This window comes from Alsobacter ponti, assembly GCF_024294805.1.
Lineage (GTDB): Bacteria > Pseudomonadota > Alphaproteobacteria > Rhizobiales > Beijerinckiaceae > Alsobacter > Alsobacter ponti.
This window is the reverse complement of the sequence record NZ_JANCLU010000004.1, coordinates 201,141-215,665: the sequence shown is the minus strand read 5'-3', so window position 1 is coordinate 215,665 and position 14,525 is coordinate 201,141. Positions and strand designations below refer to the sequence as shown.

Below are 14,525 nucleotides of genomic sequence, written 5' to 3'. Positions count from 1 at the left end.
TCACGTCCCGCGCGGCTTGGCGCGGGTGGTCGGCGCGGCGCTGGCGGGGTCGTCCGGCCAGGGGTGGCGCGGGTAGCGCCCCTTCATCTCGGCCTTCACCGCCGCCCAGGAGCCGCGCCAGAAGCCCGGCAGGTCGCGCGTGATCTGGATCGGCCGGTGGGCCGGCGACAGAAGGTGCAGTACCAGCGGCAGCCGGCCGCCGGCCACGGCCGGGTGGTCGCGCAGCCCGAACAGCTCCTGCACGCGGACGGCGAGCACCGGGCCGCCCTCGGCCTCGTAGTCGATGGCGTGGCGCTGCCCCGTCGGCGCCTCGAAATGCGTCGGGCACTCGGCGTCGAGGCGTCGCGCCAGGTCCCAGGGCAGCAGCGCGGCGAGCGCCTGGCCGAGATCGTCGGTTGTGATGGCGGCGAGGCTGGCGCGCCCTTCCACGAAGGGAGCAAGCCAGGCCGCGGCGGCGGCGGCGAGCGCGGCGTCGGAGAGGTCCGGGAACGACGGATCGGCGCGGCGCAGGAAGGCGACGCGCGCCCTCAGCTGCAACTGCGCCCTGGTCCAGGGCAGGCGGTGGACGCCGAGCGCGGCCACGCCCTCGGCCAGCAGGCGCGCCGCCTCGGGCCCCTCCGGCGTGGGCAGCGTGCGGTCGGCCAGCACGAGCGCGCCGAGGCGGCGCGCGCGGCGCGCCCGCAGCGCGGCGGCGGCCCTGTCGAACGCGACCTCCTCGCGGGTTTCGATCCGCCCGGCGAACTCGGCCTCGATCTCCTCCAGCGCGATCGGCGCGGCGAGCAGGACGCGGGCGGACGCCGCGCCGCCGGCGATCTCGGCGATGGCGAGGAACGGCTCGCGCGCCAGCGGGTCGCCCGGCTCCAGCGCCGCGCCCCGGCCGTTCGCCATCAGGAACGCGCCTTGCCCGCCGCGCGCCTTCGCCACCCGGTCGGGATAGGCGAGGGCCAGCACCGCGCCGGCCTGCGCCGGATCGCCGGGATCGCCGTCGCCGCCCACGGCCTCGGCCCAGCCGCGCGCCAGGCGGCGCATCTCCTCGGCGCGGCGGCTCCGGTCGCGGCGCAGCGCGTGAAGGCGGTCGACGAGGCTGGTGGAATCGCCGCCCAGGCCGCGCTCCGTGACGATGGCCGCGATGTCGCCGGCCAGCCGCGCCTGCCCGCGCCGCCCGGCGTCGACGAGCATGCGCGCGAGGCGCGGCGGCAGCGGCAACGCGCGGATCGCCCTGCCCTCGTCGGTCAGCCGGCCATCGGCGTCGAGCGCGTCGATCTCGCGCAGCAGCGCGACGGCCTCCTTCAACGCCGGCTCGGGCGGCGGGTCGAGGAAGGCGAGGCGGCGCGGGTCCGTGACGCCCCAGGCGGCGCAGTCGAGCACGAGGCCGGACAGGTCCGCCGACAGGATTTCGGGCCGCGAGAATGCTTCGAGCGCGCCGGTGCCCGCCTCCTCCCACAAACGGTAGCAGACGCCCGGCTCGGTGCGCCCGGCGCGGCCGCGCCGCTGATCGGCGGCGGCGCGCGACACGCGCACCGTCTCCAGGCGCGTCAGCCCGATCGACGGCTCGAAGCGCGGCACGCGGGCGAGCCCGCTGTCCACGACGACGCGCACGCCCTCGATGGTCAGCGAGGTCTCGGCGATGGAAGTGGCGAGCACGATCTTGCGGCGGCCGGGCCGGGCGGGTGCGACCGCGAGGTCCTGCGCGCGCTGGTCCATCGCGCCGTAGAGCGGCGCGAGGTCCACGTCGTGGTCGTCGATCCGCTCGCGCAGCAGCGCCTCGGTGCGCCGGATCTCCGCCTGTCCGGGCAGGAACACCAGCATGGAGCCGGTCTCGGCCCGCAGCGCCCGCAGCACGGCGGCGGCGACCTCCTCCTCGATCCGCCGGCGCGTGTCGCGGCCGAGATAGCGGGTCTCGACCGGATAGGCCCTGCCTTCGCTGGCGATCACCGGCGCGTCGCCGAGCAGCGCCGCGACGCGCGCGCCGTCCAGCGTGGCGGACATGACGAGCAGGCGCAGATCCTCCCGCAGCGCGGACTGGCAGTCGAGCGCCAGCGCCAGGCCGAGATCGGCGTCGAGCGAGCGTTCGTGAAATTCGTCGAACAGCACGGCGCGCACGCCGGTCAGCTCCGGGTCGTCCAGGATCATCCGCCCGAACACGCCTTCGGTGACGACCTCGACGCGCGTCCTGGGCCCCACCTTCGAGCCCATGCGGACGCGGATGCCGACCGTGTCGCCGACCTTTTCGCCTCGCAGCGTCGCCATCCGCTCGGCGGCGGCGCGGGCGGCGAGCCGCCGCGGCTCGAGCACGAGGATGCGGCCGCCCTCGGCCCAGGGCTCGTCGAGGAGGACGAGCGGCACCCGCGTGGTCTTTCCCGCGCCGGGCGGCGCGACCAGCACGGCGGCGTTGCGCGCCCGCAGCGCGTCCGTCAGCGCCGGAAGCGCCTCGTCGATCGGCAGTTCGGTTGGGAAGCGGGCCATGGCCGGCGTTGTACGGGGGCGCGCGGCGAAGGCAAGCCCGCCGCGCGGCGCGGCGGGCTCCCGACTCTCAGACCGGAAAGCCCAGCGCGGCCAGCTCGTCGCGCAGGGCGGCCGGGCTCGTGAAGTGGATGGCGCGCATCCCGACCTCGCGCGCGGCGACCACGTTCTTCTCGGAATCGTCGATGAACACGCACTCGGCCGGGTCCAGCCCGTAGCGGGTGAACAGCACCCCGTAGATCTCCGGCGCCGGCTTGATCAGCTTCTCCGCGCCCGACACGACAACGCCGTCGAAGCCGGTCAGGAACGGGTAGTGCAGGCAGGCGTCGACGAACTTCTCGGCCGAGAAGTTGGTGATGGCGTAGTTCGGCACGCCGGCGGCGCGCAGCCTCAGCAGGATGTCGACCGAGCCCTGGATCGCCCCGGCCAGCGTCTCCAGCCAGCGCTCGTCATAGGCGCGGATCTCGGCCGCCATGTCGGGGAACAGCGCGATGCGCTCGGCCACCGCATCGGCGAACGGGCGGCCGCGGTCCTGCTCGAGGTTCCAGGCCGGGGTGCAGACCTCGGACAGGAACCACTCCATGCGCGCATGGTCGTCGAACACGCGCCGGTAGAGGTGGCGAGGGTCCCAGTCGAGCAGGACGTTGCCGATGTCGAAGACGACGACGCGGGGCGGACGCTGCATCGTCACCCGCCTACGTTGAAGGCGGCCAGCGCGGCCATGTTGACGATGTCGCTGTCCTTCGCGCCCAGCGGCACGATCTGCACGGCCTTGTCGAGGCCGACGAGCAGCGGCCCGATGACCGTCGATCCCCCCAGCGCCTGCAGCATCTTGGTGGAGATGGAGGCCGAGTGGAAGGCGGGCATCACCAGCACGTTGGCGGTGTCGGACAGCCGGCAGAACGGGTACTGCGCCATCAGCTCCTTGTTGAGCGCCACGTCAGCGGCCATCTCGCCGTCGTACTCGAAGTCGACGCGGCGCTGGTCGAGGATGCGCACGGCCTCGATGACCTTGGCCGAACGCTCGCCCGGCGGATGGCCGAAGGTGGAGAAGGCCAGCATCGCGACGCGCGGCTCGTAGCCCAGCCGGCGGGCCACGCCGGCGGCCTCGGTGGCGATCTCGGCGATCTCGGAGGCCGTGGGCATCTCGGTGATCGCCGTGTCGGCGACGATGACGGTGCGCCCGCGCGCCACCACCAGCGACACGCCGATGAGCTTGTGGCCCGGGCGCGTGTCGATCACGTTGCGGACGTCCGACAGCGCGATGGAGAAGTTGCGGGTGACGCCGGTCACCATCGCGTCGGCGTCGCCCAGCGCCACCATGGCCGCGCCGAAATGGTTGCGGTCCTGGTTGATCATGCGCTGGCAGTCGCGGAACAGGTAGCCCTTCCGCTGCAGCCGGTCATAGAGGTACTGCGCATAGGCCGAATTGCGGTGGGAGAGGCGGGCGTTGCGGATTTCGATGCCGTCGCGCGCCTCGATGTCGATGCCGGCGAAAGCCGCCGTCTCGAAGATGCGGTCCTCGCGGCCGACCAGGATGGCGGTGCCGAGGCCCTGGTTGACGAAGGACACCGCCGCGCGGATGACCTGCTCCTCCTCGCCCTCGGCGAAGACGACCCGCTTGGGATAGCGCCGCACGCGCTCGATGGTCCGCTGCAGGGTGCCGGCGATGGGGTCCCGCCGGGCCGAGAGCTGCGCCTTGTAGGCGTTCATGTCGACGATGGGGCGGCGCGCCACGCCGGTGTCCATCGCCGCCTGCGCCACCGCCGGCGGAATAGTGTGGATGAGGCGCGGATCGAACGGCACCGGGATGATGTATTCGCGGCCGAAGCGCGGGCGCGCGCCCTGGTAGGCGGCGGCGACCTCGTCCGGCACGTCCTCCTGCGCCAGCTTCGCCAGCGCCAGCGCCGCGGCGATCTTCATCTCCATGTTGATGGTCGTGGCGCGCACGTCCAGCGCGCCTCGGAAGATGTAGGGGAAGCCGAGGACGTTGTTGACCTGGTTGGGATAGTCCGAGCGGCCCGTGGCGATGATCACGTCGTCGCGCACCGCGTGCGCCTCCTCAGGCGTGATCTCGGGATCGGGATTGGCCATCGCGAAGATGATGGGGTTGGGCGCCATGGCGCGCACCATCTCGGCCGACAGCGCGCCCTTGGCCGACAGGCCGAAGAACACGTCCGCGCCCTGCATCGCGTCCTCCAGCGTGCGGGCCGAGGTTTCCGTCGCGTGGGCGGACTTCCACTGGTTCATGCCCTCCGTGCGGCCGCGCCAGACGACGCCCTTGGTGTCGCACAGCAACACGTTCTCGGGCGCAAAGCCCATCGCCTTGATGAGTTCGAGGCAGGCGATGCCCGCCGCGCCGGCGCCGTTGCAGACGAGCCTGGTGGTCTTGATGTCCCGGCCGGTGAGCTGGATCGCGTTCAGGATGCCGGCGGTGGCGATGATCGCCGTGCCGTGCTGGTCGTCGTGGAAGACCGGGATGTCCATCAGCTCCCGAAGCTTCTCCTCGATGATGAAGCACTCGGGTGCCTTGATGTCCTCCAGGTTGATGCCGCCGAAGGACGGGCCGAGGTAGCGCACCGCGTCGATGAATTTCTGCGGGTCCTCGGCGTCGACCTCGATATCGATCGAATCGACGTCGGCGAAGCGCTTGAACAGCACCGCCTTGCCTTCCATCACCGGCTTCGACGCGAGCGCTCCGAGATTGCCGAGGCCGAGGATGGCCGTTCCGTTGGAGATGACGGCGACGAGATTCCCCTTTGCGGTGTAGTCGTAAGCCCGGCTGGCGTCCTCGGCGATGGCGAGCACGGGCACCGCGACGCCCGGCGAATAGGCCAGCGACAGGTCGCGCTGGGTCGCCATCGGCTTGGTGGCGACGATCTCGATCTTCCCCGGCCGGCCGGCCTGATGGAACTGAAGCGCCTCCTGATCGCTGATCGTGGGCCGGGTGCGCTTGGGTTTGTCGTCGGGCTTGGCCATGGCGGGTGTCCGAAAGAGGCGGGGCTGGCAACTTAAGCAGCGCGGGGGGGCGGGCTCAAGCGCGGAAACGCTGCGGATAAGCCGCCGCGCACGTTATCCTGGCCGTGCCATGGCGGCGCGGCTTTGCTAGCGTCCGCGCCATGAGCGCGCTCCCCGTCGAACCCACCCCCGATTCGTCCGCCCGCGCGGCGGGGGACGCGCGCGCCACGCCCATGATGGCGCAGTACATGGAGATCAAGGCCGCCAACGCGGACTGCCTCCTGTTCTACCGCATGGGCGATTTCTACGAGCTGTTCTTCGAGGACGCGGAGATCGCCTCGCGCACGCTGGGCATCGTGCTGACCAAGCGCGGCAAGCACCTGGGCGAGGATATCGCCATGTGCGGCGTGCCGGTGGAGCGCGCCGAGGACTATCTCAATCGGCTGATCGGCGCCGGCCATCGCGTCGCCGTCTGCGAACAGACCGAGGACCCGGCCGAGGCGCGCAAGCGCGGCGGCAAGTCCGTCGTGCGTCGCGCCGTAGTCCGCCTCGTCACGCCCGGCACGATCACCGAGGACACGCTGCTGGAGCCCGGCCGCGCCAACCTGCTGGCCGCCGTGGCGCGCGTGCGCGCTTCCGAGGCGGAGTGGGTCTACGGGCTCGCCGCCGTCGACATCTCCACCGGCGTCTTCACCGTGCGCGAGACTGGGGCGGCGGGGCTGCAGGCCGAGATCGCCCGCCTTGAGCCGCGCGAAATCCTGGTCCCCGACAGCGCGCTCGACGAGCCGGCGCTGAAGGCGCTGTGGCGGGAGACGCGCGCCGCCGTGACGCCGATGGGCCGCGACGGCCTCGACCCCCTCTCGGGCGAGCGGCGGCTATGCGCCTTTTTCGGTGTCGGCACGCTGGCCGGCTTCGGCGCGTTCAGCCGGGCGGAGATCGCGGCCGCGGCGGCCGTCGTCGCCTATGTGGAGCGCACGCAGCTCGGCGCGCGACCGCCGCTGTCGCCGCCCCGCCACGCCGAACCCGGCGCCTGCGTGCAGATCGACGCCGCCACGCGCGCCAACCTCGAACTCTCGCGCACGCTCGGGGGCGAGCGCGCCGGCAGCCTGCTCGCGACCATCGACCGCACGCTGACGCCGGGCGGCGGACGGCTGCTGGCCGAGCGGTTGGCCGGCCCGCTCACCGACGTCGCCGCCATCGACGAGCGGCTCGACGCCGTCGCGTGGTTCGTCGACGACCCGGTGCTGCGCGGGGCGCTGCGGCAGGCGCTGAAGGGCGCGCCGGACCTGGCCCGCGCTCTGGCGCGGCTGACGCTTCAGCGCGGCGGGCCGCGCGACCTCGCCGCCTTGCGCGACGGACTGGCCGCCGGGCGGGCCATCGGCGCGGCCCTCTCCGGCGCGGCGCTGCCGCCGGCGGAGCTGGCGCGCGCGGCCGAAGCGCTGGCCGGCGTCGACCCGGCGCTTGAAGCCGACCTCGCGGCGGCGCTGGCGGACGAGCTGCCGCTGAACCGCCGCGACGGCGGCTTCATCCGGGCAGGCTGCGACAGCGCGCTCGACGAGACCCGCGCGCTCCGCGACGAGAGCCGGCGGGTGGTCGCCGACCTGCAGGCCCGCTACGCCGAGGAGACCGGCTGCCGGACGCTGCGCGTCAAGCACAACAATTTCCTCGGTTATTTCATCGAGACGCCGCAGGCGGCGGGCGAGGAGCTGCTGCGGCCCCCGCTCAACGCCCGCTACATCCATCGCCAGACGATGCAGGGCGCGATGCGGTTTTCCACGGCCGAGCTTGCGGACCTGGAAAGCCGCATCGCGTCGGCGGGCGAACGGGCGCTCGCCATCGAGTTTAGCCATTTCGACCGGTTGGCCGCGGCCGCGGTCGCCCTCGGCGACCCGATCAAGGGCGTCGCCGACGCGCTCGCCGTGGTGGACGTGGCGACGGCGCTGGCGGAGCTGGCGGACGCCGGCGGCTGGGTGCGCCCGACCGTCGACGACAGCCTCGCCTTCGCGCTGGAAGGCGCGCGCCACCCCGTGGTGGAGGCCGCCCTGAAGCGCGAGGGGCAGGCCTTCGTCGCCAACGACGCCGAACTGTCGGCCCCGCCCGGCGGCGCGGGCGGCCGCATCGCGCTCGTCACCGGCCCCAACATGGCCGGCAAGTCGACCTATCTGCGCCAGAACGCCATCGCCGCCGTGCTGGCGCAGATGGGCAGCTTCGTGCCGGCGCGACGCGCCCATATCGGCGTGGTGGACCGGCTGTTCTCCCGCGTCGGCGCGGCCGACGACCTGGCGCGCGGACGCTCGACCTTCATGGTCGAGATGATCGAGGCGGCGGCGATCCTCAACCAGGCGACGCCGCGTTCGCTCGTCATCCTCGACGAGATCGGGCGCGGCACCGCGACGTTCGACGGACTCTCCATCGCCTGGGCCGCAATCGAGCACCTGCACGAGGCCAATCGCTGCCGGGCGCTGTTCGCGACGCATTTCCACGAGCTGACCGCGCTGGCCCGCCGCCTGCCGCGCCTCGTCACCTCGACAGTGCGCGTGACGGAGTTCCAGGGCGACGTCGTGTTCCTGCACGAGGTCGTCCCCGGCGTCGCCGACCGATCCTACGGCATCCAGGTGGCCAAGCTGGCGGGCCTGCCGCGCGCGGTGGTGGAGCGCGCGCGGGTGATCCTCGACGAGCTGGAGGCCTCCGACCGGCGCGCCCCGGTCGAGCGGATGATCGACGATTTGCCTTTGTTCGCCGCGGCGTCTCGCCAGGCGCCGCCGGCGGCGGAGCGCGAGCCGGAACCCGACCCCGTCCGCGTGCTGCTGGACGGCCTCGACCCCGACGCCATGTCGCCGCGCGAGGCGCTGGACGCGCTCTACCGGCTCAAGCAGGCGGGGGCGGCGGACTAGGAGGCCGCCCGGCCCACCATGGCCGCCTGCAGGGCCTCGACGATCGGGCGGAAGGCGCGCACGAGCGGCCCGTCGAGCCTGTCGCCCATGCCGAGCATCATCTCGAACGCCTTCTCGGGGGGAAAAGACGGCTTGTAGGCGCGTTCCTCGAGCAGCGCCGAGAAGATGTCGACGATGGTGACGAGGCGGGTGAGGTCGCCGATCTCCCTGCCGCAGATGCCGTCCGGATAGCCCGACCCGTTGAGCATCTCGTGGTGGTGCAGCACGGCGTCGACGACCTCGGGCTCGAATTCCGCCGCCTCGCCGAGGATGTCAGCGCCCCAGCGGGGGTGCAGCTTGACGATGTCGATCTCCTCCGGCGACAGCCGGCCCTGCTTGTCCAGGATCCTCACCGGCACGCGCGCCTTGCCGATGTCGTGGACGGCGCTGGCCACTCCGAGACGCCTGATGTCGGCCCGGCTGAAGCCCAGCGTCCGCGCGAACGCGATGGCGAGGCCGTTGACCTGCAGGCAGTGGCGGAAGGTGGCGTCGTGGTGGCACTTCACCGCCTCGATCCACGTGGCGAGACCGGCTTGCGCGATGGCCTCGATCGTCTCGTCCGTCGCGGTCTCGACCTGCAGGCGGGTGCCTTGCGGGGCCTGCCCGCCGTTGAGCAGCCTGGCCAGCATCGCGCCGTTCGTCTCGAACGAGGCCTGGATCTCCGGTGGCAGCCCGATGCGGGCCAGGGCGGGTTGCGACGCCTCCCGGAACAGGTCGAGCAGCTTGCCGGCCGACAGCGGGCGCGAGAGGATGTGGGTCGCCCCCATCGAGGAGGCGGCGGCGTGCTGCGCGCGCGACGCGCCGTCGATGGCGAAGGCGAGCACGCGCCGCGCCCGACGCAGAGCGCGCAGCCCGTCGCGCAGCTCGGCCGTCACCCAGGAATTGCCGAGGTCGATGTCGACCAGCACGCTTTCGTCCGGCTCGATGTCGGACAGCGGTCCGGCCGGCGGAAGCAGGCGGCACGTCACCTCGGGCGGCAGTTGGGAAGCAAGGTCGCGCGCCCGCGCCTCGTCCCCCGCCAAAATCCTCAGATGCATCATCCGTCTCAAACGCTGTTGGGGTCATCCTAAAGATGACCTCAGGATCTCCCCCATCCCGCCGTTTGAACAGATGACATTTTTGTAAAGATTGTCTTATCAGTATTCGGATTATCAGCGCTATACTGCGTTTCGATGGAACATTACATCTTCAAGTCGCGCGAAATAATATTGCGACCTGAAGTTGAACGTACGACGGGCCTTTTCTTTTCCTGTCCTCGACTGCAAAGTCGCCACATGGCAATTCGCGTCGCAACGGTCTCTTTCGAGGGCATCGAGGCCCGTCCCGTCGACGTTCAGGTGCAGATCATGCCCGGGCGGGTGGTGTTCACCGTCGTCGGGCTGCCCGACAAGGCGGTGGCGGAATCGCGCGAGCGCGTGCACGCGGCGCTGGTCGCCTCGGGCCTGGCGCTGCCGGCCAAGCGGATCACCGTTAACCTCGCCCCGGCCGACCTGCCCAAGGAGGGCAGCCATTACGACCTGCCCATCGCGCTCGCCATCATGGCGGCCATCGGCGCGATCCCGGCCGACGCGCTCGACGGCTACACCGTGCTGGGCGAGCTGGCGCTCGACGGCGCGGTGAACCCGGTGGCGGGCGTGCTGCCCGCCGCCATCGCGGCCAATGCGCGCGGACACGGGCTGATCTGCCCGCAGGCCTGCGGGCCGGAGGCCGCGTGGGCCGCCCGCGACATGCGGATCCTGGCCCCGAGCTCGCTGATCCAGCTCGCCAACCACGTGCGCGGCGTCCAGGTGCTGTCTCCGCCCGAGCCGTCCATTCGTGTCGACGGGCCGTCCCTGCCGGACCTGCGCGACATCAAGGGACAGGAGAGCGCCAAGCGCGCGCTGGAGGTGGCGGCGGCGGGCGGCCACTCTTTGCTGATGAACGGCCCTCCGGGGGCGGGCAAATCGATGCTGGCGGCCCGGCTCCCGTCCATCCTGCCGCCCTTGACCCCCGCCGAACTGCTCGAAGTGTCGATGATCCAGTCCGTCGGCGGGCTGCTCGCCGAGGGCGCGCTGACCGATCGCCGGCCCTTCCGGGCCCCGCACCACTCCGCCTCGATGGCGGCGCTGGTGGGCGGCGGCATCCAGGCGCGCCCCGGCGAGGTGTCGCTCGCCCATCGCGGCGTGCTGTTCCTCGACGAGCTGCCGGAGTTCCAGCCGCAGGTGCTCGACAGCCTGCGCCAGCCGATGGAGACGGGCGAAGTCCACATCGCCCGCGCCAACCGGCGGGTCTGCTATCCGGCCCGCTTCCAGCTCGTCGCGGCGATGAACCCGTGCCGGTGCGGGCGGGGCGCCGAGCCGGGCTACGCCTGCCGCATGGGGCCGAACGCGCGCTGCATGGCGCAGTACCAGGCGCGCATCTCCGGGCCGCTGATGGACCGCGTCGACATCGTCGTCGAGCTGCCGGCCGTGAGCGCGGCCGACCTCATTCTCCCGGCCCCCGCCGAAGGCTCGGCGGAGGTCGCCGCCCGGGTCGCCGCCGCGCGCCGCCGCCAAACGGACCGCTACGCCGCCCTGGGCCTGACGGGCGTGACGACCAACGCCGCCTGCCCGGCCTCGGCGGTGGAGAACGCCGTCCAGCTCGACCCGGGCGCGCTCGCCATGCTGCGCGACGCCGCCGACCGCATGCGGCTCACCGCGCGCGGCTATCACCGCACGCTGAAGGTCGCCCGCACGATCGCCGATCTCGACGGGGACGCGAAGGTCGGGCGCATCCACCTCAGCGAGGCTTTGCTCTACCGCACCCGCGCCGACTGAGCCGCCGCGTCGCCAACCGATCGTTAATCTAAAGCGCAGGATGCCGCGCATCCGGGGGCGGCCACAAAGGCCGACTCACCAAAAATCAATGCCTCGCGCCCAAGCTTTCCGGCGGAGGCTTGCATGGCGCTGTTCGAAGGCGGAATGGATTTGCGGGGCGGGATTTTCGAATCCGTCGCCTTCGCCGCGCCGTCGGCGCTCACCTTCGTGCTCGGGTCCGTCGCGGTGTTCGCGCTGACCATGTGCGTGATGCTGCTGCGCGACCACTTCGGGCTCGAGCGCCGAGCGCGTAGCCAGGCCACGCGCATCGAGTCCCTCAACGAAGAAGTCGCCATGCTGCGCGAGAGCGAGGAACGCTACCGCAGCCTCATCGAGGCGCAGGGCGACCTCATCTACCGGCGCGACGAGCGCAACCGCCTCACCTATGTCAACGAGGCGTTCGCGCTGGCCGCCGGCCGCCCGCCCGAGTCCCTGATCGGCCTGGTGTTCCAGTTGCCGGCGCGGGAGACGATGCCGCGCCATACCGGCGAGGACGGCTCCGTCACCTACGACCAGTCGGTGCTGTCGGCCGCCGGCCAGCGCTGGATCTCGTGGGTCGAGACACGCGTCGGCTCGGGCCGCAACGGGCACGAAATCCAGGTGGTCGGGCGCGACGTGACGGCCCGCCGCCAGGTGGAGGCGGAGCTGGCGGAGGCGCGCTTGCGCGCCGAGGCGGCCAACGAGGCGAAGTCGCGCTTCCTCGCCACGGTGAGCCACGAAATCCGCACGCCGCTCAACGGCGTGCTCGGCATGGCCGACCTGCTGCTCGGCACCGGCATCACGCCGGAGCAGACCACCTATGTGCGGGCGGTGAAGACCTCGGGCGAGGCGCTGCTGTCGATCATCGAGGAGATCCTCGACTTCTCCCGCATCGAGGCGGGGCGGCTGGAACTCTCGCACGAGCCGTTCGACCTGCTGGCCCTCGTCGAGGGCACCATCGAGCTGCTGGCCCCGCGCGCCCAGGGCAAGGGCGTGGAGATCGCCAGTCTCATCTCGCCGGACGTCGAGACCCGCCTGATGGGCGACCCCGCCCGGCTACGCCAGGTGCTCACCAATCTCGCCGGCAATGCCGTGAAGTTCACAGACAAGGGGGGCGTCGGCGTGCGCGTCACCCGCGAAGGCGACCGGCTGCGCTTCGCCGTGTGCGACACCGGCGTCGGCGTCCCGCACGACCGCATCGGCCGCATCTTCGACGAGTTCGAGCGCGTCGAAGGCCACAGCGCCAGCCGTTACGGCGGCACCGGCCTCGGCCTCGCCATCTCGCGCCGTCTCGTCGCCGGCATGGGCGGGCAGCTGAGCGTCACCAGCGAGCCCGGCCACGGCTCGACGTTCTCCTTCACCCTGCCGATCGTTCCCGCCCCCGACGCCGGCCAGCCTTGGGGCGTGGACGCGGGCGTGCGCGGACAGTCCGCGCTGATCGTGTCGCAGTCGCCGTTCGAGGCGCCGTTCCTGCGCCAGCGGCTGCAGGCCGCCGGGATGGACGTCGACCTCGTTCCGAACGTCGCCTCGGCCGTCACCGCGCTGCGGGTGAAGCGGATGGACCTGCTCGTCGTCGACGGCGGGATGGGCGAGGACGCCGCCCGCACGCTGGCCAACGAGGGGCAGCGGCTGGGCGTCCCGCGCCGGCTGGTGATGCTCTCGCCGTTCGAGCGCCGCGCCTTCGGGCCGCCGACGGCCGTCGGCTTCGACGGCTATCTCGTCAAGCCGGTGCGCGAGCGCGCGCTGGCGCCCCGCCTGCGCGCGCCGGGCATGGAGCGGCACGGCGCGTCGGTCGCCGTCCCGCCGCCGTCCGCCTTCGTCGGTCCGGCGGGGCCGGAGCGGCACGTGCTGCTGGCGGAGGACAACGACATCAACGCCCTGCTCACCACCAAGCTGCTGGAGCGCCACGGGGCGAAGGTGACATGGGCGCGCGACGGACTCGCCGCGGTCGACAAGTTCCGCGCCTGCTGCGACGGCCTCGTCCCGCCGTTCGACCTCGTGCTCATGGACGTCCGCATGCCCGGGCTCGACGGCCACGATGCGACGAGACGCATCCGCGCCATCGAGGCCGAACTGGGACGGCCCCGCACGCGCATCGTGGCGCTCAGCGCCAACGCCTTCGAGGAGGACCGCCGCCTCGCGCTCGCCGCGGGCATGGACGACACCATCGCCAAGCCGGTGAGCGAGGCACGGCTGGCCGAGACGCTGGCGGCCGCCCCGGTCGGGGCCGAACCCCGCGCCCGCAGCGCCTGACCGGCGCATTTCGGTGCGGCGTGGCCGCGGCGCGTCTCGCGCGGGCCGCGCCCGTCATGATAGTGTCGCCGGCGCGACCGATAGAGAATCCGCGAATGCGGTTCGGCGCGCGATGTCGCGACTGTCCCGAGCCGCCGGAAGCGGACGACCCATGCTCTCCATGCTCGACCTGCCGGTACCCGCCTCCCACGACGGCCGCTCCCGCTTGGCGCGCGTCGTCGCCGCGCTGACCGCGCCACGCGCCGTCCCACTCCGCGCGCGACCGCCACGCCCGAACGCCGGGATCGACGGACCGCTCGGGCGAATCGGCTCCCTCGAGGTGCGCCTCGCCCGCTCACGCAAGGACATCAGGCGCGCCCAGAGGCTGCGCTACGATGTCTTCTTCCGCGAGATGAACGCCATGGCTGGCGCGATGAACCGGCTCAGGCGCCTCGACGTCGACCCGTTCGATTCCATCTGCGACCACCTGCTGGTGATCGATCACGCGGCCGGGGCCTCCCGCGACGGCGGCGCGGCGAAGCCCCGCATCGTCGGCACGTACCGCCTGCTGCGGCAGGAGGTCGCCGAGCGCCACTTCGGTTTCTACACGCAAGACGAGTTCGACGTGGCCCCGCTGCTGGCGCGCCACCCGGGCAAGCGCTTCCTGGAGCTGGGTCGCTCGTGCGTCATGCCGGCCTACCGCGACAAGCGCACCGTCGAGCTGCTGTGGCACGGCATCTGGGCCTATGTGCTCCACCACCGCGTCGACGTCATGTTCGGCTGCGCCAGCTTCGACACGCTCGATCCCGCCGCGCTCGAAGCGCCGCTGAGCTTCCTGCGGGAGCACGCGCTCGCCGCCCCCGAGTGGCGCGCGTCCGCCCTGCCCCACCGAACGTTGGACGTCCGGCACGCGCCCCGGAACGAGATCGCCGCGCGGCGCGCCCTGTCGGATCTGCCGCCGCTCATCAAGGGCTATCTCCGGGTCGGCGCGAGCATCGGCGAAGGAGCCGTGGCCGATCGCCGCTTCGGCACCACCGACGTGCTCGTCGTGCTGCCGGTGAGCCACATCAACCCGCGCTACATCGGCTATTTCGGCGCGGACGCCAGCCGCCACGCCGCCTGAGCG

8 protein-coding genes are annotated in these 14,525 nt (G+C 72.4%); 4 read left to right on the top strand and 4 right to left on the bottom strand.

Annotation, left to right across the window (positions count from 1 at the left end; all coding sequences use genetic code 11):
- The 3 genes from hrpB to NK718_RS06120 form a co-directional block, all read right to left on the bottom strand.
- Window positions 1–2,466: an ATP-dependent helicase HrpB gene (gene hrpB / locus NK718_RS06130; RefSeq protein ID WP_254739633.1), complete on the bottom strand. Its 2,466-nt coding sequence runs from the start codon at window positions 2,464–2,466 to the stop codon at window positions 1–3.
- A 67-nt stretch (window positions 2,467–2,533) separates the two neighbouring features.
- Window positions 2,534–3,148 carry an HAD family hydrolase gene (locus tag NK718_RS06125; protein WP_254739631.1) on the bottom strand — a complete coding sequence of 205 codons (615 nt, stop codon included), beginning with the start codon at window positions 3,146–3,148 and terminating at the stop codon, window positions 2,534–2,536.
- A gap of 2 nt (window positions 3,149–3,150) precedes the next feature.
- Window positions 3,151–5,442 (bottom strand): NADP-dependent malic enzyme, encoded by a 2,292-nt coding sequence (locus NK718_RS06120; protein ID WP_254739629.1) that lies wholly within the window; start codon window positions 5,440–5,442, stop codon window positions 3,151–3,153.
- A gap of 140 nt (window positions 5,443–5,582) precedes the next feature.
- Between NK718_RS06120 and mutS the strand changes: the two genes are divergently transcribed.
- The gene (gene mutS, locus NK718_RS06115) at window positions 5,583–8,315 is read left to right on the top strand and encodes a DNA mismatch repair protein MutS (protein ID WP_254739627.1); all 2,733 of its coding nucleotides are present in this window, start codon (window positions 5,583–5,585) and stop codon (window positions 8,313–8,315) included.
- On the opposite strand, the gene NK718_RS06110 is transcribed toward mutS, so the two are convergent.
- On the bottom strand, window positions 8,312–9,391 hold the full coding sequence (locus NK718_RS06110) for an HD-GYP domain-containing protein (protein WP_254739625.1): 1,080 nt from the start codon (window positions 9,389–9,391) through the stop codon (window positions 8,312–8,314). The genes mutS and NK718_RS06110 overlap by 4 nt on opposite strands.
- 237 nt (window positions 9,392–9,628) lie before the next feature.
- Between NK718_RS06110 and NK718_RS06105 the strand changes: the two genes are divergently transcribed.
- The 3 genes from NK718_RS06105 to olsB all read left to right on the top strand — a co-directional run bounded on the left by NK718_RS06105 (window position 9,629) and on the right by olsB (window position 14,522).
- Window positions 9,629–11,149 carry a YifB family Mg chelatase-like AAA ATPase gene (locus tag NK718_RS06105; protein WP_254739623.1) on the top strand — a complete coding sequence of 507 codons (1,521 nt, stop codon included), beginning with the start codon at window positions 9,629–9,631 and terminating at the stop codon, window positions 11,147–11,149.
- Window positions 11,150–11,272: 123 nt separating this feature from the next.
- A complete protein-coding gene (locus NK718_RS06100) occupies window positions 11,273–13,420 on the top strand; it encodes an ATP-binding protein (RefSeq protein ID WP_254739621.1) in 2,148 nt (715 codons plus the stop codon).
- 151 nt (window positions 13,421–13,571) lie between these two features.
- A complete protein-coding gene (olsB, locus tag NK718_RS06095; protein WP_371877228.1) occupies window positions 13,572–14,522 on the top strand; it encodes a l-ornithine N(alpha)-acyltransferase in 951 nt (316 codons plus the stop codon).
- Window positions 14,523–14,525: the final 3 nt, after the last annotated feature.

What these genes read in the sequence shown, in the direction of transcription:
- hrpB (WP_254739633.1), bottom strand. Translation starts at nt 2,466, where the DNA reads ATGGCCCGCTTCCCAACCGAACTGCCGATCGACGAGGCGCTTCCGGCG.
- NK718_RS06125 (WP_254739631.1), bottom strand. Translation starts at nt 3,148, where the DNA reads ATGCAGCGTCCGCCCCGCGTCGTCGTCTTCGACATCGGCAACGTCCTG.
- NK718_RS06120 (WP_254739629.1), bottom strand. Translation starts at nt 5,442, where the DNA reads ATGGCCAAGCCCGACGACAAACCCAAGCGCACCCGGCCCACGATCAGC.
- mutS (WP_254739627.1), top strand. Translation starts at nt 5,583, where the DNA reads ATGAGCGCGCTCCCCGTCGAACCCACCCCCGATTCGTCCGCCCGCGCG.
- NK718_RS06110 (WP_254739625.1), bottom strand. Translation starts at nt 9,391, where the DNA reads ATGCATCTGAGGATTTTGGCGGGGGACGAGGCGCGGGCGCGCGACCTT.
- NK718_RS06105 (WP_254739623.1), top strand. Translation starts at nt 9,629, where the DNA reads ATGGCAATTCGCGTCGCAACGGTCTCTTTCGAGGGCATCGAGGCCCGT.
- NK718_RS06100 (WP_254739621.1), top strand. Translation starts at nt 11,273, where the DNA reads ATGGCGCTGTTCGAAGGCGGAATGGATTTGCGGGGCGGGATTTTCGAA.
- olsB (WP_371877228.1), top strand. Translation starts at nt 13,572, where the DNA reads ATGCTCTCCATGCTCGACCTGCCGGTACCCGCCTCCCACGACGGCCGC.